The organism is Paracoccus ravus (assembly GCF_004522175.1).
Taxonomy (GTDB): Bacteria; Pseudomonadota; Alphaproteobacteria; order Rhodobacterales; family Rhodobacteraceae; genus Paracoccus; species Paracoccus ravus.
On the sequence record NZ_SDEB01000024.1, the window covers coordinates 37,041 to 57,953 of the forward strand.

The 20,913-nt window shown below is 62.5% G+C and carries 19 protein-coding genes and 1 pseudogene; 13 read left to right on the top strand and 7 right to left on the bottom strand.

The features are described 5' to 3' along the window. Positions 1 to 374: 374 nt before the first annotated feature. From ESZ60_RS16385 to ESZ60_RS20855, 6 genes and pseudogenes are all read left to right on the top strand, one after another. Positions 375 to 1,385, top strand: coding sequence for an ABC transporter substrate-binding protein (locus ESZ60_RS16385; protein ID WP_134681799.1), 1,011 nt, complete (start codon positions 375 to 377; stop codon positions 1,383 to 1,385). Then, positions 1,385 to 2,836: a sugar ABC transporter ATP-binding protein gene (locus tag ESZ60_RS16390; protein ID WP_134681800.1), complete on the top strand. Its 1,452-nt coding sequence runs from the start codon at positions 1,385 to 1,387 to the stop codon at positions 2,834 to 2,836. The genes ESZ60_RS16385 and ESZ60_RS16390 overlap by 1 nt, the downstream gene beginning before the upstream one ends. Continuing rightward, positions 2,833 to 3,753, top strand: a complete 921-nt coding sequence (locus tag ESZ60_RS16395) for an ABC transporter permease (protein ID WP_245155737.1) — start codon at positions 2,833 to 2,835, stop codon at positions 3,751 to 3,753. The genes ESZ60_RS16390 and ESZ60_RS16395 overlap by 4 nt, the downstream gene beginning before the upstream one ends. Then, positions 3,750 to 4,703 carry an ABC transporter permease gene (locus ESZ60_RS16400; RefSeq protein ID WP_134681801.1) on the top strand — a complete coding sequence of 318 codons (954 nt, stop codon included), beginning with the start codon at positions 3,750 to 3,752 and terminating at the stop codon, positions 4,701 to 4,703. Before ESZ60_RS16395 ends, ESZ60_RS16400 begins: the two co-directional genes overlap by 4 nt. Before the next feature lie 567 nt (positions 4,704 to 5,270). Next, a pseudogene (locus ESZ60_RS16405) lies at positions 5,271 to 6,072 on the top strand (IS5 family transposase). A gap of 67 nt (positions 6,073 to 6,139) precedes the next feature. Next, the gene (locus ESZ60_RS20855) at positions 6,140 to 6,388 is read left to right on the top strand and encodes a hypothetical protein (protein ID WP_167620192.1); all 249 of its coding nucleotides are present in this window, start codon (positions 6,140 to 6,142) and stop codon (positions 6,386 to 6,388) included. A 118-nt stretch (positions 6,389 to 6,506) separates the two neighbouring features. Here the strand turns inward: ESZ60_RS20855 and ESZ60_RS16410 are convergent, their stop codons facing one another. Genes ESZ60_RS16410 through ESZ60_RS16430 form a run of 5 tightly spaced genes read right to left on the bottom strand, consistent with a single transcriptional unit; the run spans position 6,507 to position 9,855 of the window. After that, positions 6,507 to 6,905, bottom strand: a complete 399-nt coding sequence (locus tag ESZ60_RS16410; protein WP_134681802.1) for an NUDIX hydrolase — start codon at positions 6,903 to 6,905, stop codon at positions 6,507 to 6,509. Continuing rightward, the gene (locus ESZ60_RS16415) at positions 6,902 to 7,399 is read right to left on the bottom strand and encodes a CYTH domain-containing protein (RefSeq protein WP_134681803.1); all 498 of its coding nucleotides are present in this window, start codon (positions 7,397 to 7,399) and stop codon (positions 6,902 to 6,904) included. The genes ESZ60_RS16410 and ESZ60_RS16415 overlap by 4 nt, the downstream gene beginning before the upstream one ends. Next, a complete protein-coding gene (locus ESZ60_RS16420) occupies positions 7,396 to 8,151 on the bottom strand; it encodes a ParA family protein (RefSeq protein ID WP_134681804.1) in 756 nt (251 codons plus the stop codon). The genes ESZ60_RS16415 and ESZ60_RS16420 overlap by 4 nt, the downstream gene beginning before the upstream one ends. Before the next feature lies 1 nt (position 8,152). Then, a complete protein-coding gene (locus tag ESZ60_RS16425) occupies positions 8,153 to 9,670 on the bottom strand; it encodes a CHAD domain-containing protein (protein ID WP_134681805.1) in 1,518 nt (505 codons plus the stop codon). Next, positions 9,667 to 9,855 carry a ribbon-helix-helix protein, CopG family gene (locus ESZ60_RS16430; protein ID WP_134681806.1) on the bottom strand — a complete coding sequence of 63 codons (189 nt, stop codon included), beginning with the start codon at positions 9,853 to 9,855 and terminating at the stop codon, positions 9,667 to 9,669. The genes ESZ60_RS16425 and ESZ60_RS16430 overlap by 4 nt, the downstream gene beginning before the upstream one ends. Positions 9,856 to 10,066: 211 nt before the next feature. Between ESZ60_RS16430 and ESZ60_RS16435 the strand changes: the two genes are divergently transcribed. Further along, a complete protein-coding gene (locus ESZ60_RS16435; protein ID WP_167620193.1) occupies positions 10,067 to 10,549 on the top strand; it encodes a CYTH domain-containing protein in 483 nt (160 codons plus the stop codon). A 54-nt stretch (positions 10,550 to 10,603) separates the two neighbouring features. Here the strand turns inward: ESZ60_RS16435 and ESZ60_RS16440 are convergent, their stop codons facing one another. Together ESZ60_RS16440 and ESZ60_RS16445 are read right to left on the bottom strand one after the other, a co-directional pair. Beyond that, positions 10,604 to 11,500, bottom strand: coding sequence for an alpha/beta hydrolase-fold protein (locus ESZ60_RS16440; protein ID WP_167620194.1), 897 nt, complete (start codon positions 11,498 to 11,500; stop codon positions 10,604 to 10,606). A gap of 205 nt (positions 11,501 to 11,705) precedes the next feature. Further along, complete coding sequence (locus ESZ60_RS16445) at positions 11,706 to 12,014, bottom strand: TonB-dependent receptor plug domain-containing protein (protein ID WP_134681809.1); 309 nt, start codon at positions 12,012 to 12,014, stop codon at positions 11,706 to 11,708. Positions 12,015 to 12,319: 305 nt separating this feature from the next. Here ESZ60_RS16445 and ESZ60_RS16450 point away from each other — a divergent pair, with 305 nt between their 5' ends. From ESZ60_RS16450 to ESZ60_RS16475, 6 genes are all read left to right on the top strand, one after another. Beyond that, positions 12,320 to 12,895, top strand: coding sequence for a TetR/AcrR family transcriptional regulator (locus tag ESZ60_RS16450; RefSeq protein ID WP_245155738.1), 576 nt, complete (start codon positions 12,320 to 12,322; stop codon positions 12,893 to 12,895). Between the two features lie 87 nt (positions 12,896 to 12,982). Then, complete coding sequence (locus ESZ60_RS16455; protein WP_245155739.1) at positions 12,983 to 14,134, top strand: efflux RND transporter periplasmic adaptor subunit; 1,152 nt, start codon at positions 12,983 to 12,985, stop codon at positions 14,132 to 14,134. Between the two features lie 6 nt (positions 14,135 to 14,140). Then, a complete protein-coding gene (locus ESZ60_RS16460; RefSeq protein ID WP_134681811.1) occupies positions 14,141 to 17,257 on the top strand; it encodes an efflux RND transporter permease subunit in 3,117 nt (1,038 codons plus the stop codon). A gap of 68 nt (positions 17,258 to 17,325) precedes the next feature. Continuing rightward, positions 17,326 to 18,711, top strand: coding sequence for an efflux transporter outer membrane subunit (locus ESZ60_RS16465; protein WP_134681812.1), 1,386 nt, complete (start codon positions 17,326 to 17,328; stop codon positions 18,709 to 18,711). A 492-nt stretch (positions 18,712 to 19,203) separates the two neighbouring features. After that, positions 19,204 to 19,518, top strand: coding sequence for a hypothetical protein (locus ESZ60_RS16470; RefSeq protein ID WP_209021328.1), 315 nt, complete (start codon positions 19,204 to 19,206; stop codon positions 19,516 to 19,518). Positions 19,519 to 20,003: 485 nt separating this feature from the next. Further along, positions 20,004 to 20,531, top strand: coding sequence for a ProQ/FINO family protein (locus tag ESZ60_RS16475; RefSeq protein ID WP_167620195.1), 528 nt, complete (start codon positions 20,004 to 20,006; stop codon positions 20,529 to 20,531). Positions 20,532 to 20,913: the final 382 nt, after the last annotated feature.

The window sequence follows — 20,913 nt, forward strand, 5'->3', positions numbered from 1 at the left end:
ACCCGAGCGACTGCGAGGCAGCGCTGCGTTGTGGTCTGACCAGCTCGTCGCCCCGTCGCGGGCAGAGATGGCTGGGGCATGACCCCGATCGAACCGCAAGCGTGAATTCAGGGAATCCACCTCGACGATCTGCGCGACAGGCATTCGAAAATCCATTCGATTTCCTTTTCTTGCCACGTCGCGCCCAAGAGTTGAAGAGCGCCGCAGGGCATGCAGCAACGCCTCCAACTGGAACCTGCCCGCGATCATCATGGGCTCCCGCTGACTGTTTGCGGACCTCAACCTGACGTGGGGGCTAGCCAAATGGGCGATTCGGCTTATCCTTCGCCTGGGAACGGTCCGTGGAGGGGCGGGCCGAGGGGAGGAGTGACGAGATGACCCGCAAGGGATTGCTGCTGACTGCCGCCTTGGGTCTTGCGCTTGGAATGCCTGCGCTGGCCGATACAGCCGAGAAAAAAATCGCGTTGTCCAACAATTACGCCGGTAACAGCTGGCGTCAGGCCATGCTGGAAAGCTGGGCACGCGTGACCGAAAAGGCCGTGGCCGACGGGGTCGTGGCCAGCGCAGACGCCTTCACCACCGCAGAAAACCAGGCCACCGAGCAGGCCGCGCAGATCCAGAACATGATCCTGCAGGGCTATGACGCGATCGTGCTGAACGCGGCCTCGCCAACGGCGCTGAATGGCGCGGTCAAGGAGGCCTGCGATGCCGGAATCACCGTCGTCTCTTTCGACGGCATCGTGACCGAGCCCTGCGCCTGGCGGGTCAAGGTCGATTTCGTCAAGATGGGCCGGGACGAGGTCGAATATCTCGCCACCCGCCTGCCCGAGGGCGGCAACCTGCTCGAGATCCGCGGGCTGGCCGGGGTCTCGGTCGATGACGAGATCCATCAGGGCATAGAGGAAGGCGTGAAGGCGCATCCGAATTTCAAGATCGTCGGTTCGGTCAATGGCGACTGGGCGCAGGACGTGGCGCAAAAGGCCGTGGCGGGCATCCTGCCCTCGCTGCCCGAGATCGCGGGCGTGGTGACGCAGGGCGGCGACGGCTACGGTGCCGCGCAGGCCTTTGCCGCCGCCGGACGCCCGACGCCGGTCATCATCATGGGCAATCGCCAGGACGAGCTGAAATGGTGGGCCGAGCAGCGCGACGCCAATGGCTATGAGACCGTCTCGACCTCGATCGCGCCGGGCGTCTCGACCCTGGCCTTCTGGGTCGCGCAGCAGATCCTTGACGGGCAGGAGGTCCCCAAGGATCTGACCGTGCCCTTCCTGTCGGTGACGCAAGAGACACTGGACCAGGCGCTCAAGGACACGCCCGAGGGCGGGGTCACCAATGTCGATTATTCGCAGGATGACGCGAAGAAAGTGATCGCCGAGTCCAAGTGATGGCATCGGCGAGACCGAACACGACCGGGCCGGAACCGGTCGTGATCCTTGATGGCGCGTCGAAAAGCTTCGGCGCGCTCCGGGCTTTGGATCATGTCGACCTGCGGATCGATCCGGGCGAATGCCTGGGGCTTGTCGGCCATAACGGCGCGGGAAAATCGACGCTGGTGAACCTCGTGACCGGCCAATTCGCCGCGTCCGAAGGGCGGGTCATCTATCCCGGCGCCAAGGATCACCGGCAGGCGGGCATCCGCGCCATCTCGCAAGAGGGGATGCTCTGCCCCAACCTGACGGTACTTGAGAACCTGCAGGTGGTGCAGCGCGACCTGACCGGCTGGAGCTGGCGCAGGCTGGCCGCGCGCCGGATAGGGGCGGCGCTTGACGCGATCTTTCCCGGCCACCGCATCCGTCCTGAGATGCCGGTCTTTGACATGACGCTGGCCGAACAGCAGATGGTCGAGATCGCCATCGGCTTTGCCCAAGGAGCACATCCGGCAAGACTGGTCGTTCTGGACGAGCCGACCTCGTCGCTGGATGCCTCGATCTCGGCGCAGCTTCTGGCGCATCTGCGCCGTTTCTGCGCCGAGGGCGGCGCGGTCGTCTTCATCTCGCATATGCTGGGCGAGGTTTTCGAAGTGGCGGATCGCATCGTCGTGATGCGCGACGGCCACATTATCGCCGACCGCGCTGCCAAGGGTTTCACCCGGCAGGGGCTGGTCGATGCGATGGGACATGTCGCCGATGAAAGCCACGAGCCGTCGGCCTTGCGGATCCGGGCGCTGGGGAACAGGTCTGACGCGATCCTGCGCACCCCCGAGGGGGTCGAGGCCCGCAAGGGCGAGATCGTCGGTCTCGCCGGGCTTGCCGGACACGGTCAGGCCGAGGCGCTGGCGCGCTTCTATCTGGCGCAAAGCTCGGATTGGCGCAGCCTGGCAGAACCCGCGGTGGTCTTTGTCGCGGGCGACCGCAAGCGCGACGGGGTGATGCCCATCTGGTCGATCCGGCGCAATCTGGCGCTGGCGGCGCTGGGGCATCTGTGCCGCCTCGGCATGGTGGACCGGGCGGCGGAAAACGCGCTCTCCGCCGATTGGCAGGCCCGCATCGGCATCCGCACACCCGACATGGCCAACCCCATCCTGTCGCTTTCGGGCGGCAACCAGCAAAAGGTACTGTTCGCCCGCGCCCTTGCGACCACCGCCGCCGTCGTCGTGATGGACGATCCGATGCGCGGCGTCGATATCGGCACCAAGACCGAGGTCTATGACATGATCCGCCATGAGGCCGCAGAGGGTCGCACCTTCCTGTGGTACTCGACCGAGATGGACGAGATCCTGAATTGCGACCGCGTCTTCGTCTTTCGCGACGGCGCGATCTCGGCGGAACTGGAGGGCGAGAGGATCACCGAGGCGAATATCCTCGCCGCCAGTTTCGAGTTCGGGGATGCCGCGTGATCAATCCGCGCCTTCTCTTGCCCGTCCTGTCCCTTGCCGTGCTGGTTGCCGCCGTCTTCTGGTTGCAACCCCGCGCCATGAGCTATGTCGGCGTGAACCTGCTGTTCAATCTGGCCGTGCCGATCGCGCTGGCGACGGTGGCGCAGATGGTGATCATCATGGTGGGCGATATCGACCTGTCGATGGGGGCCTTTGTCAGCCTGATCGCCTGTATCACCGCGGCGATCTTGCCGGAAAATCCGGCCTTGGGCTGGGCGATGCTGGCGGGCTGCGTGCTGACCTATGCCGCACTTGGCGCGCTGATCGAGGCGCGGCAATTGCCCGCCATCGTCGTCACCTTGGGCATGTCCTTCATCTGGGGGGGCGCGGCGGTCTTGATCCTGCCCTCGCCGGGGGGGAGTTCTCCGGCATGGCTGACCGCGATCATGAAGGCAAAGCCGCCGCTGGTGCCCATGGCCATCATCGCGAGCGTAAGCATCGCAGCGGTGGCGCATCTTCTGATCATGCGCTCGGGCTTCGGGGTCAGGCTGCGGGCCTTGGGCGGCAATCTGCGGGCGGTGTCGCGGGCCGGACGCTCGACGGTGCGGCTGCGCGCCATGGCCTATGCGGTCGCCGGCGTCTTTGCCGTACTGGCGGGGATGGCGCTGGTCGGGCTGACCACCTCGGGCGACGCGAATATCGCGCTGCGCTACACGCTGCTGTCGATCGCCGGGGTCATCCTTGGTGGGGGCGAGTTCACCGGCGGGCGCGTCTCGCCCATCGGCGCCGTCATCGGCGCGCTGACCCTGACGCTGGCGGGCAGCTTCCTGTCCTTCCTGCGGCTCTCGCCGGATTGGCAGATCGGGGCGCAGGGCGCGATCCTCATCCTTGTCCTGGCCGCAAGGCTGTTGGTGCGACGAGCGGAGAAAAGGGCATGAGAATCCATCGCGCGCCATGGTTCTGGGCCTGGGTCGCGGCCTTCGCGGCTTTTCTTGCGACCTGGTCGATCAGCGCGGGCGGCGGAGGAGGTGCTGCGCTTGCCGTCGCCGCCCTGACCTTCGCCAGCTTCTCGGTCCTGACGGGGCTGGGGCAGATGCTGGTGATCACGATGGGGCCGGGCAATGTCGATCTGTCGATCCCGGCCACGATGACGCTGGCCGGGACACTGTCCTTGAAGCTGATGGGCGAGATGACGGGGCCGGTCTGGGCCATCATGCTTGCGGGGCTCGTCTCGGCCCTGGCTGTCGGGGCCTGTGCAGGCGTGGTGAATTTCGCGCTGATCCGGCTTTTGCGGATTCCGCCGATCATTGCGACGCTTTCAGCAAGTTTTCTTTACCAGTCGCTGGCGATCTGGTCGAACCGGGGGCTGCGGATCAAGCCACCCGCGGCGCTGGCCGAGTTCGCCACCGGGCGCGCCATTCTGGGCATCCCGAACCTTGCCCTTGTCGCGCTGGTGATCAGCATCGGCTTCTGGGTGGCGCTGAACCGCTCGGGCTTCGGACGCAGGCTCTCGGCCATCGGGCAGAACCCGCGCGCCGCGCGGCTGGCCGGCGTGCCGGTGGCCCGCATCATGGGCACGACCTATGTCACCTGCGCCAAGATGGCGGCGCTGACCGGCTTTCTGCTGGCCTGCTTCTCGGGCGGGGCCGCGTTGAACATGGGGGCCGAGTTCCTGCTGATGTCGATTGCCGTCACGGTGATCGGCGGCTCCTCCATCGCGGGGGGCGATTCCAACGTGCCGGGGATCTGGGCCGGTGCGCTGTTCATGTATCTCATTGTCTCGATGCTGAATTCCTATGGGCTGGGGGCAGGCGTGCGCCTGCTGTCGACGGGGGTGATCATCATTGCGATCGTTGCCGTCGCGAGCGGCAGAAAGGCCCAAGCATGACGGTTTACGATTTCGCGGCCCATGCTTGCGGGCGCGGATCCATCCCGATGCGCGCTTGCCACCGGCGTCCAATGGTCCGAGGGGCCGTTCTCGTTCCCGCTGTCGCAAGCTTCCGGCGCATCACTTGATGCGCTGGACGGCCGAGACAGGCTGCACCATCATCCGCGAGAATCCGGACGTTCCGCGATCTCGGAATCCGCTCGATCGCTGACCTTCTCGTTGCGAGGGAGAGGATGCTTTCGGCAGCAGCGACAGATGAAGCGCTGTCGGGCCGCTTCATTAGCCCCGTCCCGCGAGACCAAGCTGTTTCCTCCGGCCCAACCGTCGAATTGAAGGTGTGCGGCATCCACTACGACCCGAATCGCCGAGGCCGACAGTTTGAGCCCGGTCTTGCGCCCGAAACGGATTTGCCATTTCTTGTCGCCGCGCCCAGCGTCATCCTGCTTTGCACGGGGCAGGCTTTCGCTGCGACGCCAACTGGTCTTCTTTCCACTCGGGGTCCCATCACCCTTAGAGGGCGTTTCAAAACCACTTGCAGGCGGATTCGTCCTGTTAGATTAGCGGCTTATGTCTGCCACGCTTGTCTCTGACGGCCTTTGGGCTGTGATCGAACCCTTGTTGCCATCCACGTCTCGGTCCGCGAAAGGCGGGCGGCCTCGGATCTCGGACCGGGCCGCTCTGGCCGGGATCATGTTTGTCCTTCAGAGCGGCATTCCCTGCCGATGTTGCCTGCGGAGTTGGGCTGCGGCTCGGGCGTGACCTGTTGGCGAAGGCTCAGGGATTGGCAGTTGGCCGGTGTCTGGGATCTGTTGCATCGGGTCTTGCTGCACCAACTGCATCGCGCCGGTCATCTCGACTGGAGCCGGGCCTGCATGGACAGCGCGTCCATCGCGGCGAAAAGGGGGGCGAGGTCACCGGCCCTAACCCCACCGATCGTGGGCGCCTCGACACCAAGCGCCGCATCGTCACCGACAGACGCGGCATACCCCTGACAGTGCGCCTCAGCGGCGCGAACGTCCATGATAGCAGGATGCTCGACCCGTTGCTCGACGCCATGCCCCGCATTCGTGGCAAGCGTGGCCGACCACGGCATCGGCCCGGAAAGCTGCATGCCGACAAAGGTTATCACTAACCCCGTTGTCGCAAGGCTTGCACCAAACGCGGCATCAAGCATCGCATCGCCCGAAAGGGTGTCGAAAGCAGCGCCCATCTCGGAAAGCATCGCTGGGTCGTCGAGCGAACATTCGCCTGGCTCTCCAAATTCCGCCGCCTCGCTGTCAGATACGAGCGAAGGGCCGACATTCATCTCGCCTTCACCATCTTGGCCTGCGCCATCATCTGCTTTCGCGCGCTGACCACATGGTTTTGAAATGCCCTCTTAGTCCATTCAGGGGGTCAAGACCGCGGGCCTGATCCTTGTCCGCCAGTAGCCCGGCTTGGCCACCGGTGCCGTCCATCGCGATTTGGACGAAACCGGCATCGCCAATCTGGTGATCTGCCCCAAGCGCTTGAGGCATGGGCGTATCATGCTGACGGCAGGCATGGGCGCCGCGCGGGGATGCATCCAGCCCGAGGGGAAACTACGACATCCGATTGTCCATCGCATCGCAGACCTGTCCGCGATGCTCGACGGAATCGGCCAAAGCGACGCGGGGTTACAGCCGTTCTCAGGGAGGCGGCGATGAACCAGATTACGGCAGCCCCGCGCCCGATCCGGGCAGCCATCGCACAGCACGTTCAAACGGGAAAGGTCAGTCAGCATCAAGGCCGGGATTTCCGTCGACGGAGCGCATCTGGGCAGCGTCAACGCTTGCGTAGTTCCAGAACCTTCCTGAGCGCGCGCACCGTATCGGGGCATTCCAAGAGCTTTTCGGCTTTGCTGCGCGAGATGATGAGCCGGTTGCGGCATCGCGCCTCGGGCCAACGCTTGAGGATCTTTTCGACGCGCAGGGCATAAAGCATCAGTTCGACCTTGGCACCGTCCTGCTCGGAGAGGATGCGGAACTTCCTGCGCTTGTCGATCGACCCCAGAACGCCCGCCTCTTCATAAGCTTCGCGCTTGGCTGATGCCGGGCCCGACATGCCGGGGATCTTGCGCCCCTTGGGAAAGATCCAGTTCTTGCTGCGCCGGCTGGTCACCAGAATCACGTCGTCATTCTTCTTGCCGCGGACGTAGCAGATGGCTCCATATCGCTTTCTCATATGCGTACGAGTGCCTCGAGCGTGGCTGCATCGGCGACCGCAAGGGCCTTGTTCCGATAGCGTTTGTCCAAGGTCACATCCTTTCCGAACCAGTCCGGCGGGAGGAAGGCGACCGCCTCGGCCTCTGACGTGAACTCGACCTCCACCGTCATCAGCCCTTTCAATGCGCCCTCGTAGATGTCCAGCTCATAGACAAGACCGCCGCCAACTGCGCCCTTGTAGCGCGTCTTTTCCACCCGCCGATCGCGTGTTTCCGGCCAGAGCGCCTCGAATTGCTCCGCCGTCAGCGGCACTTCCCTCTCCGTGCGGACAAGGCCCTCGCCGCCCTTGACCGAGAGGAAATGCCTCTCGCCCGCCTGGCGCAAGCGCAGTTCGGTCGAATCCTGCGGCGCGGTGACATAGCCCTGTCGGATCGCGACGGCGGAAATACCCGCCAGATCGGGCAGGGCCCGCAACAGGAACTTGCGCTCGATTTCTTGCGGGCGGACATTCATGCGACGGGTCCTTCGATATGGGCCCGCAACTGGCGATAAACCTCGTCATAGGCTTTGGCCGCCGGTCGGTTCTGCGCGAATGTAGCGACCGGCGCGCGATGCGTTCCCATGCGCTCGACATCCGTCGAAAACGGTATCTCGCCGGCAATGAAACGCCCCGGATAGCTCGCGCGCATCCGTGTCATGGTTTCGGCATGCAGGGTCTTTTGCTTCTGCGTCATCGAGAAAAAGGCCACGATTTTTTGCCGGTCGGCCTTATCGGCCAGAAATTCCAGAAGCTGCTCGAACGTGCGCTCGGAGAGCGTGGTCGGAATCACCGGGACGACGATGTGATCGGCGGCCTCAAAGACATTCTCGGCCAGCATCGAGATATTGGGCGGGCAGTCCAGGATGACGATGTCATATTCTTTTGCCACGCCCTTCAGCGCCTTGCGCAGCCGGGTCTGGCTGTTTTTCATCTGCGACAGGAACACGTCGAAATCGCGAAAGCTCATATTCGCGGGCAGGATATCCAGATTGTCGAAATCGCTGCCGCGGATCGCCTTGGCAAAGCGATCGACATCCTTGAAAAACGCCTCGTCCAGAAGTTTTTTCGAGGGCTTCATCCGAAAGTAGAAGCCCGAAGCCCCCTGCGGATCAAGGTCGCAGAGCAGGACCTGAGCGCCGGCATTTGCAAAGGCAAGGGCCAGATTGACGGCCGTCGCGGTTTTGCCGACGCCACCCTTGTTGCTGTAACAGGCAATGATTTTCACGTCACGCTCCTTTCCCATGGAACAGGCTGGCAAACGCGCACCGGATGGGCGGGCTGTCGAAATGCGCGAAGCTCGAAACGACCCGAGACCTTTCCTGCATCTGAAGCTGGTGCAGGATGGCGATGAGCGCACCGATGCTGGTCGCCATCACACGGCTGTCGCGCTGCGCCTTGAGCGGATGTTCCAGCAAGAATTCCTGCAGCGAGGCCTGCTGGACGGAATAGTCGTTGAACAGGCCCAGATTTTCCTGAAGCTCCTTGAGCGGCGCGAGCAGGGCTTTCAGGCGGGCGCGCGGAAAGAGCGGGGCGAAAAGCTCCATCAGATACCGCAGTTTCTTGCAGTTGATGCGCAATTCGTGGATCTCTTCGTCCGGCGTGTCGGCGCCGATCCGCGATGCGATCTTGCAGACCTTGCGATAGCGCCGCCAGATCAGGCCGTGGGCATAGTCCAGCGCGGGATGCTCGGCCTCTCCGCCGCGCGCCGGACCCGCCTCAGGCGCGAATTGCGCCTCGAGTGCGGCCATGGACGCGCGATATTGCGCGCTTTGCAGATGTCTGGCGATCCTGCGCTGCTCTTGGCGGCGTTCACGCGCGAAAATGTCGAACATCAGCCCCAGGCCGTCATGCAGGGTTTCGGGCAGCAAATCGTAATAGGTCTTGCGCTGCAGCAGATAGACATCGAGGTCGCGCAAACGCCCCGTCGGCACCATCAGCTCCGAAAAGCGCCGCTTCAGAAGATCCGTCTCTTCCGCGCCATAGGTACCGCGAAACAGGCTGATCACCGAGCGGATCTTGCGCAGGGCCACGCGGTAATCATGCAGGAATTCAGTGTCATGATCGGCGATGATGCCTTCTTCGTTCCGACGCGCGACCGCAAGATGGGTGCGAATGATGTCGTTTGCGGCATCGTAGGCGGTTTCATCCGCCGCCATCGCGGTATCGGGCTTTGGATCATAGGTTTCATGCTCGGGGAAAAGCATCCCGGTCAGATCCGAGACCGCGGGTGACCGCCCCGCCTGGTTTCCGCGCAGATGGGTCGAAAGTGCGACCGCGGCCTTGTCGTAGCCACGCAATCTATGCAGGGCGGCGAGGGTCACCGTCTGGCCTTGCCCTGCCGGCCGCAACAGGCTCAGTTCCGCACGGGCATGGGTCTTGCCCTCGTCATCAACCAGCGTGATGCGGGAATGGCGCAGCGTTCCGGTGCCGATGGGCAGCAGGCTGCGCAGGGGCGAAGTGTCTTCGAGCGCGGCTTTCACCGGACCCTCGGCAAGATCCGCGACGAAGTTTCCCGATCGTTTTGCCGGCTGCGTCAGCACCTGGCCAGGGCCATGCAGAATCAGGGTCGGACCCGCCTCGATCAGGGCCTGTCCCGCCTTGCGGATGGATTCGTCATGGCAGTCAAGCAGCACGAAGGGTGTCCCCTCGCTGTCATCGCTGGATCTTGCCTTCAACTTTCCGATCATCTCCGGGGTTTCCGGAATCCCGTCCAGAATGATGATGTGGTCTGCGGTTTTGCTCACGATTCCCGTTTCGCCGCTTTCTTGAGATAGGTTTCGATCAGCTTCTCGATGATCTTCTGAACGCTCGTGTCGTCTTCGATCGCGCGGACCTTCAACGCCTTGAGCGTTTTTCGATCCAGACGAAGCGAGGTATTGGCCTTGCCTTCTTTGGCCGTATCGGTGCTGGCTTTCTTGGATTTCGGCATCGTCCCACCCAGAGCAAAAGTGACGTCATGATTTCACTTTATCAAGGGCGTTTCAAGATCTTGTTCCACGCGAATGCCGTGGTGCTCGTCGCGGCCTTGGCGTGGGTGGGCACAATTGGTTGCATGGCAGCTATGCGCTGACGTTTTGTCGATTTATCCTGTGCCATGCCCGCATTATTCCACGATCAACGAAACGAAGCTGGGGGATCTTGTGGCGAAGGAAATCGAGCGGAAATTTCTGGTCGCGACCGATGGCTGGAAGCACCGCGTCTCGCGGCGTCAGGAGTTGCGGGACGGTCTGATCTCGATCACCGATGGGCGCAAGGTCCGGGTCCGCATTCAGGACAGCACGGCCGTTCTGACCGTCAAGGGCCCCCGTAAGGGCATCGTTCGCGACGAGTTCGAATATCCCATTCCGCTGGCCGACGCGCTTGAGATGATCGAGCGGCTCTGCGGCAGCGATGTCGTCGAAAAGACCCGCTATTATATCCCGGAGGGCGATCTGACCTGGACCGTGGATGTCTATCGCGGCCTTCTCGCGGGGATTTCGATCGCCGAGGTCGAGTTGCCGCGGGCTGACCATGATCTGGTGCTGCCCGTTTGGGTCGGGCGCGAGGTGACGGGCCTGCAGGAATATCGCAAGATCAATATGGTCGCGGCCCGCAAATCGCGGCAGGAATTTTCCTTGGTCTGACGGCCTCGTCGTTCGGGGCGAGCGGCGATTTGCGTTATTCTCCGAACAGGGCGATCAACCCATCCGCCAGCGCGCCGCGCCAGACCAGATATTCATGCCCGCACGCATATTCGCGCCAGACCACGTCGTAGCCTCTGAGCCGGAGCGTGTCCCGCAGAATGCGCGAGGTCTGCAAAACTCTACCGCTTTCGCCGCGCGAGGTCTCGAAACGTCCCGCGGATAGAAGGAAGCGGATGGGCAGGGACGGCTCCTTAGCCACGCGCGCCGCGACATGGGGCGTGCCCTCGGTGCTGACGCCTTGCGGTGCCCACCAGAAGGACCCGACATCGATGGCACATTGCCGAACGCTTCGGGCCGGTGCAGGGCAATGGTCGCGGCCCCGAGCCCGCCATAGCTCGCGCCTGCCAGAACCGTCCTTTGGGGAGAGGGGCGGATGCCTGTGAGGCGGGCGATCTCGGGCAGCAACTCGTCGGCAAGGCTATCGGCGAAATCGGCATTCTCGGGAAGTTCTCGGGAACGGGTTTCAGAATCGATCGACGGGATGAACACCGACAAGACCGGGGGAAGACGCTTCTGCCGCGTCAGGCTGTCGAGCATCCGGGGGGCGTCCATCTCGGAGATCGCGCGCACGCCGTCAAAGATCAGTGCCACGACAAGTTCGGGATCCTTCGGGCCGAAATTTGCGGGCCGGGACAAGGTGATTTGGCGGCGATTGCCCAAAGGGCGCTGGCAAAACGAAAACTTTCGAGCACCGGAGCGGATTCCGGCAGAGCCGGGGTGCCGGGCTGCACAGGTGCGTCGGAAAGCGCCAGAACGGAATATTGAAACGATCCGGTGCACCTTCCGGCCAGGGATGTGGTTCAGCGGATCCCGCTGCGCCGTGGCGAGAATGGCGGCCCGCCGCGCCCGGATGTCGCCTGACACATCCGGAACATCGGGGGCCAGGCCCACCAGACGCCAGGACAGGTCCGGGCCTGCGTTTCGCGCGACGTCGAAGCGCAGTCCCGCCCGCGAATTGGTTCCGAACTCATAGCCAAGGCGCGTGAGCTGGCTGCCATCGGCCTTTTTTCAGTTCCATGTCGATCAGGCCGCCGGGGCTGGATTGGCCATATAGAGGCGACGCCGGGCCCTTGACCACGACGACCGAACTCAGAAGCTAGGGATCGATCTGCTGGCCCTTTCCGCTGATCGCCAGATAGCGCGGCACATAGCCGAAGCCGCGAATACAGGCTTCATCCGACATGTTCGAGGCCCCGCGACATTCCGAGGTGACGCCGGGCGTGTAGCGCAGGGCCTCGGCGACCGAGGTGACGGCCTGATCGCGCATCTGCTCATCGCTCACGACCGAAATCGCCGCCGGCGTTTCCTCGATCGGGGTGCTCTTCTTGGTCCCTGCCGTCGTCGCGCGCACAACATAGCCGATGCCGCCCGCGCGTTCAGTGTCACGGAGTCCAATGTCACGCACGCCGAATCCTGTGCGATAGCGCAGACCGGAAGGGCGAACGCGATTGCCGTTGTCAGAAGACGTCGCGCACCGGAGCGGCGCGCCGAAGTTTGTCTGTTCATGCACTGTCCATCTAAGGCGGACGGGCTGGAACGTTTCTGCCGCCGGAGTTTTCTATGCGGAATTTCGTAGAATTGCCAAACCTGAGTTTTAAGGTGATTTGCCGGTTTCCCAAGTCTGGAAGCAGGTTTGGCAGCAGCGCTGCGACGGGTTGACGCATCGCGCGGATTTATTTACGAACGATCGTACTGAAATAAATGGGCCGCATGATGGGACGCAAACGTACGATCGACCGCGAAGAGTTGATGGGTGCCGTCGAGGCCGTCGTTCGACGCGACGGTATCGGCGGGCTGAGCATCGACGCCGTGGCGAAAGAGGCTGGCGTCAGCAAATCGAGCGTGGTCTATGATTGTGAAACCAAGGCGGGCCTTCTGGCTGCCTTTACGCGCCACCAACTGGCCCAGCACCGTGCCAAATTCGACGCCACCGCGTTGCGCTTTGCCGGTCAGCCCAATGCTTGCCTGAAATCCCTGATCGAGACGTTCCGAACCGCGCCGACCGACGAGGATGTCGCGATGGCACTTCTGCTCAGCGTGGGCATGGGGGCAAATTCGGAATGCCGCGACATCATGCGCACCGAGATGCGCATGGATGCCGAGCGCATCCGCGCCGAGGCGGCGGATCCCCAACGCATGTTGCGCACATTATTGACCCTGCATGGCATGGCCTTTCTTGAATTCTACGATCTGCACCGTTTCGATGAAAGCTCACGCACGACGCTTCTCGACGACCTCATGGCCATCGCCGAAAGCGACGAGGGCGCGCCGAACCCCCAAACTTGAACCCGTTTTCCTCCTCCCCTCACCCCTCCTGATCTGAAGGTCAGACATATGATTTCCAAGTCGATGCCTGGCAGGTTCTCCTGCCTCATGGCCGGGCTTCTGTTGATCGCAGGACCGGCTTTCGCCCAAAACCAATTGCCGCCCGCCATGGTCAGCATCCAGACCATGCAGCCCGAACCGCTGCCCATCGTGAACGAGCTTCCGGGCCGCGTCGCCGCGACCCGTACCGCCGAGGTGCGTCCGCGCGTCGGCGGCATCGTCGTCAGCCGGGTCTTTGAACAGGGCAGCCTGATCAAGGAAGGCGAGGTCCTGTTCAAGATCGACCCCGCATCCTTTGCCGTCCGCGTCGCCAGCGCCGAGGCGACCTTGGCCCGCGCCGAAGCCTCGCGCCAGAATGCCAAGGACCAGTTGAAGCGCGCCGAGGCCCTGCGCGAGCGCAAGGTGACGGCGGGCGTCGATCTGGAAAACGCGGCGACCACTATGGCGCAGGCCGAGGCGGACGTCGCGATTGCCCGCGCCGCCTTGCAGGAAGCGCAGCTGAATCTTGGCTATACCGAGGTGACCGCGCCGATCTCGGGCGTCGTCGGTCGTGCGCTCGTGACCGAGGGTGCACTGGTCAATGCCCAAAATGATATCATGGCGACGATCCAGCAGCTGGATCCGGTCTATGTCGACGTGACGCAGTCGTCGTCCGAGTTGTTCGCCCTGAAGCGCGCCCGCGATGCCGGGACGCTGATGATGGCGTCCTCGGACGAGGCCAGCGTCAGCCTGATCTTTGACGATGGCAGCGAATATGGTCCCAAGGGCAAGCTTTTGTTCTCGGAAGCCAGCGTCGATAGCACCACCGGCCAGATCACTTTGCGCGCGGAATTCCCGAACCCCAAGGGCGACCTGCTGCCGGGGCTTTACGTCCGGGCCCGGATCGAGCAGGCGGTGCGTGAAAACGCCCTGACCATCCCGCAAATGGCGGTGCAGCGCGACCAATCCGGCCAAGCCTATGTCTATGTGATGAAGGATGCCGACACGGTCGAGCGCCGCAATGTCCGTCTGGGCCAAACCACCGAGAGCCGCTGGCTGGTCGAGGATGGTCTCAAGACCGGCGACAAGGTCGTCGTCGCGGGCGCGCAGAAACTTTACCCCGATGCCAAGGTCGTGGCCGAGCCCGTCGAGCCCAAAGCCGAGGCCGCCGCCGCCGAAATTCCGGCCGAGACCCCCAAAGGGGCCGGACAGCAGGGATAATCCATCATGGCACAGTTCTTCATCACCAGGCCGGTGCTGGCCTGGGTGATCTCGATTTTCATCGTGATCGCGGGGCTGATCTCTCTGCCCTCGATTCCGGTGGCGCAATATCCGCAGGTCGCCTGGCCCCAGATCACCATCGGGACCTCCTATACCGGGGCATCCCCCGGCGAGATCAACCAATCCGTCGCCCAGCCCATTGAAGATGAGCTGAACGGCGTCGAGGGCCTCGCCTATTTCGAATCCGTCTCGGACAGTTCCGGGGCCATGTCGATCACAGCGACCTTTGAGCCGGGGACCGACATCGCCCGCGCGCAGGTCGATGTGCAAAACGCCGTCGCCCGCGTTGAACCCCTGTTGCCCCAAAGCGTGGTCGATCAGGGCGTGCTGGTCGAAGAAGCCGGCTCGGGCTTCTTGATGATGGTCGCGCTGACCTCGGAAGACGGCACATTCGACGACATCGCGCTTGGCGATTACATCAACCGCAACGTCGCCGGCGAAATCCGCCGGATCGAGGGCGTGGGCCGGGCGCAGGTCTTTGCCCCGGAACGCGCACTCAGGATCTGGATCGACCCGGACAAGATGACAGGTCTGAACCTGTCCACGGCCGAGGTCGTCGCCGCCATCCGCGCCCAGAACGCGCAGGTCGCGGCGGGCAAGGTCGGCGCAGACCCGAACCCTATCGCCCAGCAATTGACCGCGACCGTGCTGATGAAGGGCCAGCTCGACAGCCCCGAGGAATTCGGCAAGATCGTGCTGCGCGCCAATGCCGACGGCTCTGCGGTTCTGCTGCGCGACGTGGCGCGGGTCGAGGTCGGCTCGGAAAGCTACAGCTTCTCCTCGCGTATCAACGGAAAGCCGGCCGCTGCCATCGGCATCCAGCTTTCGACCACCGGCAACGCGCTGAACACCTCCGAGGCGGTCCATGCCAAAATGGAGGAGCTGTCACGCTTTTTCCCGCAGGGCATTACCCATTCGATCCCCTATGACACCACGCCCTTTGTGGAAGCCTCGATCGAAAAGGTGCTGCACACGCTGGTCGAGGCTATGGTGCTGGTCTTTATCGTGATGTTCCTGTTCCTGCAGAACTTCCGCTACACGATCATCCCGACCATCGTCGTGCCGATCGCGTTGATGGGGACGATCGCGGTCATGCTGGTCGCGGGCTTCTCGATCAACGTGCTGACCATGTTCGCGATGGTGCTGGCCATTGGCATCTTGGTCGATGACGCCATCGTGGTCATCGAAAACGTCGAACGCATCATGGCGACCGAGGGGCTGCCCCCGCGGGAGGCCACGCAGAAGGCAATGGGCCAGATCTCGGGCGCGATCATCGGCATCACGCTGGTGCTGGCGGCGGTGTTCATTCCGATGGCCTTCTTCCCCGGTTCCTCGGGCATCATCTACCGCCAGTTCGCGCTGACGATGGTGGTGGCGATCCTGTTCTCGGCCTTCCTTGCGCTGACGCTGACGCCCGCGCTTTGCGCGACCTTCCTGAAGCCGATCAGCGGCCATCACGAGAAAACGGGCTTCTTCGGCTGGTTCAACCGTGGCTTTGACCGCATGACCAACCGCTACGCGGCCAGCGTCACCTTGGTCACGCGGCGGCGTCTGGTGATGATGGCTTTCTATCTGGTTCTGGTCGCGCTGACCGGTCTGGGCTTCGTGCGCCTGCCGACGAGCTTCCTGCCGAACGAGGATCAGGGCTTCATCATCACCGATATCCAGACCCCGCCGACGGCCAGTTCCAACCGCACCGACGAGGTGCTGGCCACGGCCACGACCATGTATCACCGCAATGACGCGGTCGAGAACGTCGTCTCGATCCGGGGCTTCAGCTTCTCGGGTCAGGGGCCGAATGCGGGCCTGATCTTCATCACCTTCAAGGACTGGGCCGAGCGCGCGCAGTCGGCGCAAGACATTGCCGGGGCCGCGAACATGGAGATGTTCACCTACAAGGACGCGCAGGCCTTCGCGCTGTCGCCGCCGCCCATTCCGGGTTTCGGCACATCGGGCGGCTTCAGCTTCCGCCTTCAGGACCGCAGTGGTCAGGGTCAGGCCGCGCTGAAAGCCGCAGCCCAGCAAATCATGGCCGAGGCGCAGAAGGGCGACATCGTCACCGGTCTGCGCATCGAGGGTCTGCCCGATGCGGCGCAGGTCTTCGTCACCATCGACCGCGAAAAGGCAAATGCCTTTGGCGTGAGTTTCTCCGATATCTCGGCCACCGTCTCGCAATATCTGGGCTCGGCCTATGTCAACGACTTCCCGAATTCGGGCAAGATGCAGCGCGTCATGCTGCAGGCCGAGGAAGGCTCGCGGATGCAGGCCGAGGACATCCTGAAACTGACCGTGAGGAATGCCCAAGGCGGGATGGTACCCTTCTCGAGCTTCGCCAGCGTCAGTTGGGAACAGGGTGCATCGCAGGTGGTGGGCTATAACGGCTACCCCTCGATCCGCATCGCAGGCTCGGCTGCGCCGGGTCACAGCTCGGGTGCGGCGATGGACGAAATGCAGCGTCTGGCCGACGCCCTGCCGCAGGGTTTCGGCTATGAATGGACCGGCCAATCGCTTGAGGAAATCCAGTCCGGCTCGCAATCGACGATGCTGTTTGCGATGAGCATCCTGTTTGTCTTCCTGCTGCTTTCGGGGCTTTACGAAAGCTGGTCGATCCCGCTTTCCGTGATGCTGGTGGTGCCGCTGGGGGTCTTGGGTTGCGTTGTGGCGGTGATCCTGCGCGACATGCCCAATGACATCTACTTCAAGGTGGGCCTCATCGCGATCATCGGGCTATCAGCCAAGAACGCCATCCTGATCGTCGAATTCGCCAAGGAACTCCGCGATGAGGGAAAAACCCTGATCGAGGCCGCGGTGGAGGCCGCGCGCCTTCGCTTCCGCCCGATCCTGATGACCTCGATGGCCTTCACCCTGGGCGTGGTGCCGCTGGCGATCGCCACCGGACCCTCGGCGGCCAGCCAGAACGCCATCGGCACCGGCGTCATCGGCGGCATGATCGCGGCGACGGTGCTCGCGGTGTTCTTCGTTCCGGTGTTCTTCGTCTTTGTGCTGGACCTGTTCAGCCGCCTGACGCGACGCGGGGCGAAAACCCAGACAACGGCGGGCTAAGGTCCAGCCGACGCGCGGGCGGCTTGCTCCTGCTGCCCGCGCCCTTTCCATAGATTCCGAGAAATATAATGACCGAATTTCCGTCTGTTTCGCGTCGCCTTCTCTTGGGCGGCCTGGCCTCGGCTTTCGCGCTTTCGGCCTGTTCCCCCGGCGCCTATACCGCGCCGATCGCCGAAACGTCCCAACGTTTTGCCTCGGATTCCCCGGCGCGTCGGGCGGGCTCGAATGCTTGGTGGGCGGCTTTCCGCGATAAGAACATGGATGCGCTGATCGCCGCGGGTCTGGCCCGAAACCTCGACGTCCAGACCGCCATCGCCGTCATCCGCGAGGCCGAGGCCAATGCACGGCTGGTCGGCGCGAATGACTTGCCGCAGGCAAGCCTTGAAGGCGCGGCGAGCCGCGGGCTGAATTCCGGCGATGTCTCGATTGCCGAAAGCAGTTCCGCGACGCTGGGCGTTTCGTGGCTCATCGACATTTTCGGTGCGAACCGCGCGGCGCGGCGCGGGGCCTCGGCGCAGGTCGATGCGGCCTATCTGTCGGCCGAGGTCGCACGTTTGACCGTCGCCAGCGCCATCGCTTCGGCCTATATCGACCTGCGTTATTACCAGCAGGCCGTGTCGCTGACGCGCCAGAGTCTCGACAGCCGCAAGCGCACGTTGGCCTTGACCCGCGAACAGGATTTCCTGGGCAGCGTGAGCCGTGTCGAAGTGCTGCAGGCCGAGCAACTCGTGACCCAGGCCGAGGCCGCTTTGCCTGCGCTGGAACTGGGTTTCGACCAATCGGTGAACCGGCTCGCGACGCTGACGGCAGGGCGCAGCGCCGATCTGGCCGCGCGGCTGCGCAAGGGCGGCAGTCAACCGCGTGCGAGCTACAGCGCCAGCGTCGGCATCCCGGCCGATGTGATCCGCGTCCGCCCCGATATCGGCGTCGCCGAGCGCAATCTGGCAACGGCAGTGGCTGCCGTGGGCGAGGCAGAAGCCGCCTTCTATCCCAAGCTCACCCTGTCCGGCTCGGTCACCCCAATCGATCTGGCGGGCGGCGGCAGTCTCAAGACCTGGGGATTCGGGCCGCAGATCTCGGTCCCGCTTTTTACCGGCGGAGCCAACCGCGCCCGGCTATCCGCCGCCGAGGCTCGGGCGGAACAGGCGCGCCTGGCCTGGCAGGGCGCGGTCCTGAAGGCGGTCGAAGAGGTCGAGAACGCGCTGGCGGCCTATAATCGGGACGGCCGCGCGGTCGGGGCGCAAAGCCGGCTGGTCTCGAATGCAGATGAATCCGTCAGCCTTGCGCGGACCTCTTACGAACTGGGCGAGGCGGGCTTCTTTCCCGTTTTGGACGCCGAGCGCACGCTTTTGTCCGCGCGGCAGGACCTGGCCAATGCTGTGCGGCAAAGGGCGCTGAATTTCGTCGCACTCAGCGCGGCCTCTGCCGGAGGCGTTGGGCTGGCCCAGCCCTGACGTCGGCCTGCCGGCATGGTTCCCCCGTGGCACCATGCCGGATTTACCCTTTCTTAATGGTAAGTGCGTTGCTCAGATGAAATTACATCTGCAATATCAGCATATTACCTCGCAAAAACAAGGTGTTGGCTGTGGCCTACTTGCTGACTAGGTGCGTCAACGCGCACCTAGCGCATCTTTCGGACCTCGACTTATCCACAGGGCGGAAAAATGTTTCGAGGAACATCCGATGCTTATGATTTAGTTCACCAAAACCCTGTTTTTACAGGGGGTGGCGCTCTGGACAGACCGAATCCAGATTTCGTAACGTCACTCATAAGCCGTCCCTGCTGCGATTCACTTAGCAGGACGGCACAAACAAGGACATCGCTGGCTATCTTGGCGCGCTCTGGGCGTGCTCACCCCCTGCTGCACCCATGCAGCCGAGGTGAGCTGTCCTGTGCGATAAGCCGAAGTCTGCCTGCGCATGTCTAACAGCAACGGAGGCCGACTATGGCAAAGGATGTAGGACCACCCGAACCCGTCGAGGACGACGACTTGGACGACGACTTGGACGATGACGTGATCGACGAGGGCGACTGCGACTGCGACTGCGGCCGCTGCCACAAGTGCCGCGAAAAGCAGCGCGATGCTAAAGGCGTCAAGGACCGCGACATCTTCTTGACCGGTCTCTCATGTGCCATACGCGAATACATCGCAGGGGAGATCCTCAAGATGGAGGACCGCTACATTCTGATGGCTATCGCCACGGGGATGGAACCCATCATCGTCGCGAATGGTGGCTATTTGGAAGACGACGCCGCTTAAACGAAAATGGCGGGGCGAACGAATGCTCAAGCCCCGCCATATTCTCGCTTTTGCAACTAAACGGACTGGTTGACCGTGCAATTAGCATAGCTGCTTTTTGACATCGTGCAAACACAGAATAATATAGGCCGCCCTTTGCGTGGCGGCCTATATGAAATTCCTATCGAAACTAACTCCCACCTACCAACGCCGCTGCGCGATTGCGTAGCGAATGGTAATGAAACTTCTGGTTGGATCGTGGAGGTTAAGTTACGCAGCTACAATAACACCTGTCTGCGTATCAGCAAAACAAAATGTTTTGTGGTCATGTGGGATGGGTCTAAACTAAAGAGCCGGGACGCCTATGCGCAAATCCCGGCCCTATTAAACGTATCCTGAGGTGCCAACATGACTGTTAAACACGTCATCATTATAACGCGGTCATGTAGCTGGGCAAGCACTTCTTGCCCATGAATATGCGTGGCAGAAACAGGGAAGGTGCGCAGATGGAAAAACGGATTGTCCGTAAACGGCCCGAAAATAAACCGGTATTCAAAAAGCCGGATGTAAAGGCGGAATTGCGTCAATTGCAGAAGCTGCTCGGATTCAATTTCCCCGGAGCATTGGAACCGTGGCTGGAAGGCGCTGAATGGGCCAAACCGCTGGCTATCGGATTCAAGCAGGAATGCCGCCAAATTCTGTCACCGGCTGAGATGCAGGCGCTTCTGCCCGTGGTCCAAATGCTCATCCAGTCAAGGGCTTATCAAAAGACGCTCGCTGCGGAAGGCGCCTATCGCGTCAATTTCGAGGGCAAGCAGGTGGAATTGGTGAAACCGGAGCATCAATTGGCCGCCCAGGTGGCGCTTCTCACGGCACAACTCAAAACACTCGGACGCCAAATGAGCCCCGAGGGCGCAGTCCGCGAGAAACTCTGGTCGGTGCAGAAACAGGTGAATGATATTCAGGTCGCCATAAAGAAGAAGCATCTGGCTGATACTAAATCTGCGCTTTGTGATCACAGCGATGGGGCATAAGCTAGTTAGACGCGCCCCACGCAACTATTCGGAATATGCGATGGATGAAAGATGCCCCACCTTCGCAATTAGAAAAGCCTGCCGCAGGACTAATGCGGCAGGCTTAGGGCTGAAACAAGGAGCAAGGTCGTGACCCTTAAACCCTTGAAAGGCACTTCATGTCTAATTATAGAACAGACGAAACATCTCCGCAAGCATTCCTTTTGGCGGAGGTATTCGGATCAGATGCATCGCTGTATTATCGCAGTGACATCGGAGAGGCATTGTTGCAGAACTTTCGGATCTGACGGATTCACTCGGCGATTCTGGTGGGTTAATCCGCTCGGCATGACGAACTCCGCACCTGCCCGCTACCGAACCACGAACTGGAAATCCTATAACT

Excerpts from the sequence above, each read along its gene's own strand:
- ESZ60_RS16385 (WP_134681799.1), top strand. The coding sequence starts at position 375 with ATGACCCGCAAGGGATTGCTGCTGACTGCCGCCTTGGGTCTTGCGCTT.
- ESZ60_RS16390 (WP_134681800.1), top strand. The coding sequence starts at position 1,385 with ATGGCATCGGCGAGACCGAACACGACCGGGCCGGAACCGGTCGTGATC.
- ESZ60_RS16400 (WP_134681801.1), top strand. The coding sequence starts at position 3,750 with ATGAGAATCCATCGCGCGCCATGGTTCTGGGCCTGGGTCGCGGCCTTC.
- ESZ60_RS16410 (WP_134681802.1), bottom strand. The coding sequence starts at position 6,905 with ATGAGAAAGCGATATGGAGCCATCTGCTACGTCCGCGGCAAGAAGAAT.
- ESZ60_RS16415 (WP_134681803.1), bottom strand. The coding sequence starts at position 7,399 with ATGAATGTCCGCCCGCAAGAAATCGAGCGCAAGTTCCTGTTGCGGGCC.
- ESZ60_RS16430 (WP_134681806.1), bottom strand. The coding sequence starts at position 9,855 with ATGCCGAAATCCAAGAAAGCCAGCACCGATACGGCCAAAGAAGGCAAG.
- ESZ60_RS16450 (WP_245155738.1), top strand. The coding sequence starts at position 12,320 with ATGATGGGACGCAAACGTACGATCGACCGCGAAGAGTTGATGGGTGCC.
- ESZ60_RS16455 (WP_245155739.1), top strand. The coding sequence starts at position 12,983 with ATGGCCGGGCTTCTGTTGATCGCAGGACCGGCTTTCGCCCAAAACCAA.
- ESZ60_RS16460 (WP_134681811.1), top strand. The coding sequence starts at position 14,141 with ATGGCACAGTTCTTCATCACCAGGCCGGTGCTGGCCTGGGTGATCTCG.
- ESZ60_RS16465 (WP_134681812.1), top strand. The coding sequence starts at position 17,326 with ATGACCGAATTTCCGTCTGTTTCGCGTCGCCTTCTCTTGGGCGGCCTG.
- ESZ60_RS16470 (WP_209021328.1), top strand. The coding sequence starts at position 19,204 with ATGGCAAAGGATGTAGGACCACCCGAACCCGTCGAGGACGACGACTTG.
- ESZ60_RS16475 (WP_167620195.1), top strand. The coding sequence starts at position 20,004 with ATGGAAAAACGGATTGTCCGTAAACGGCCCGAAAATAAACCGGTATTC.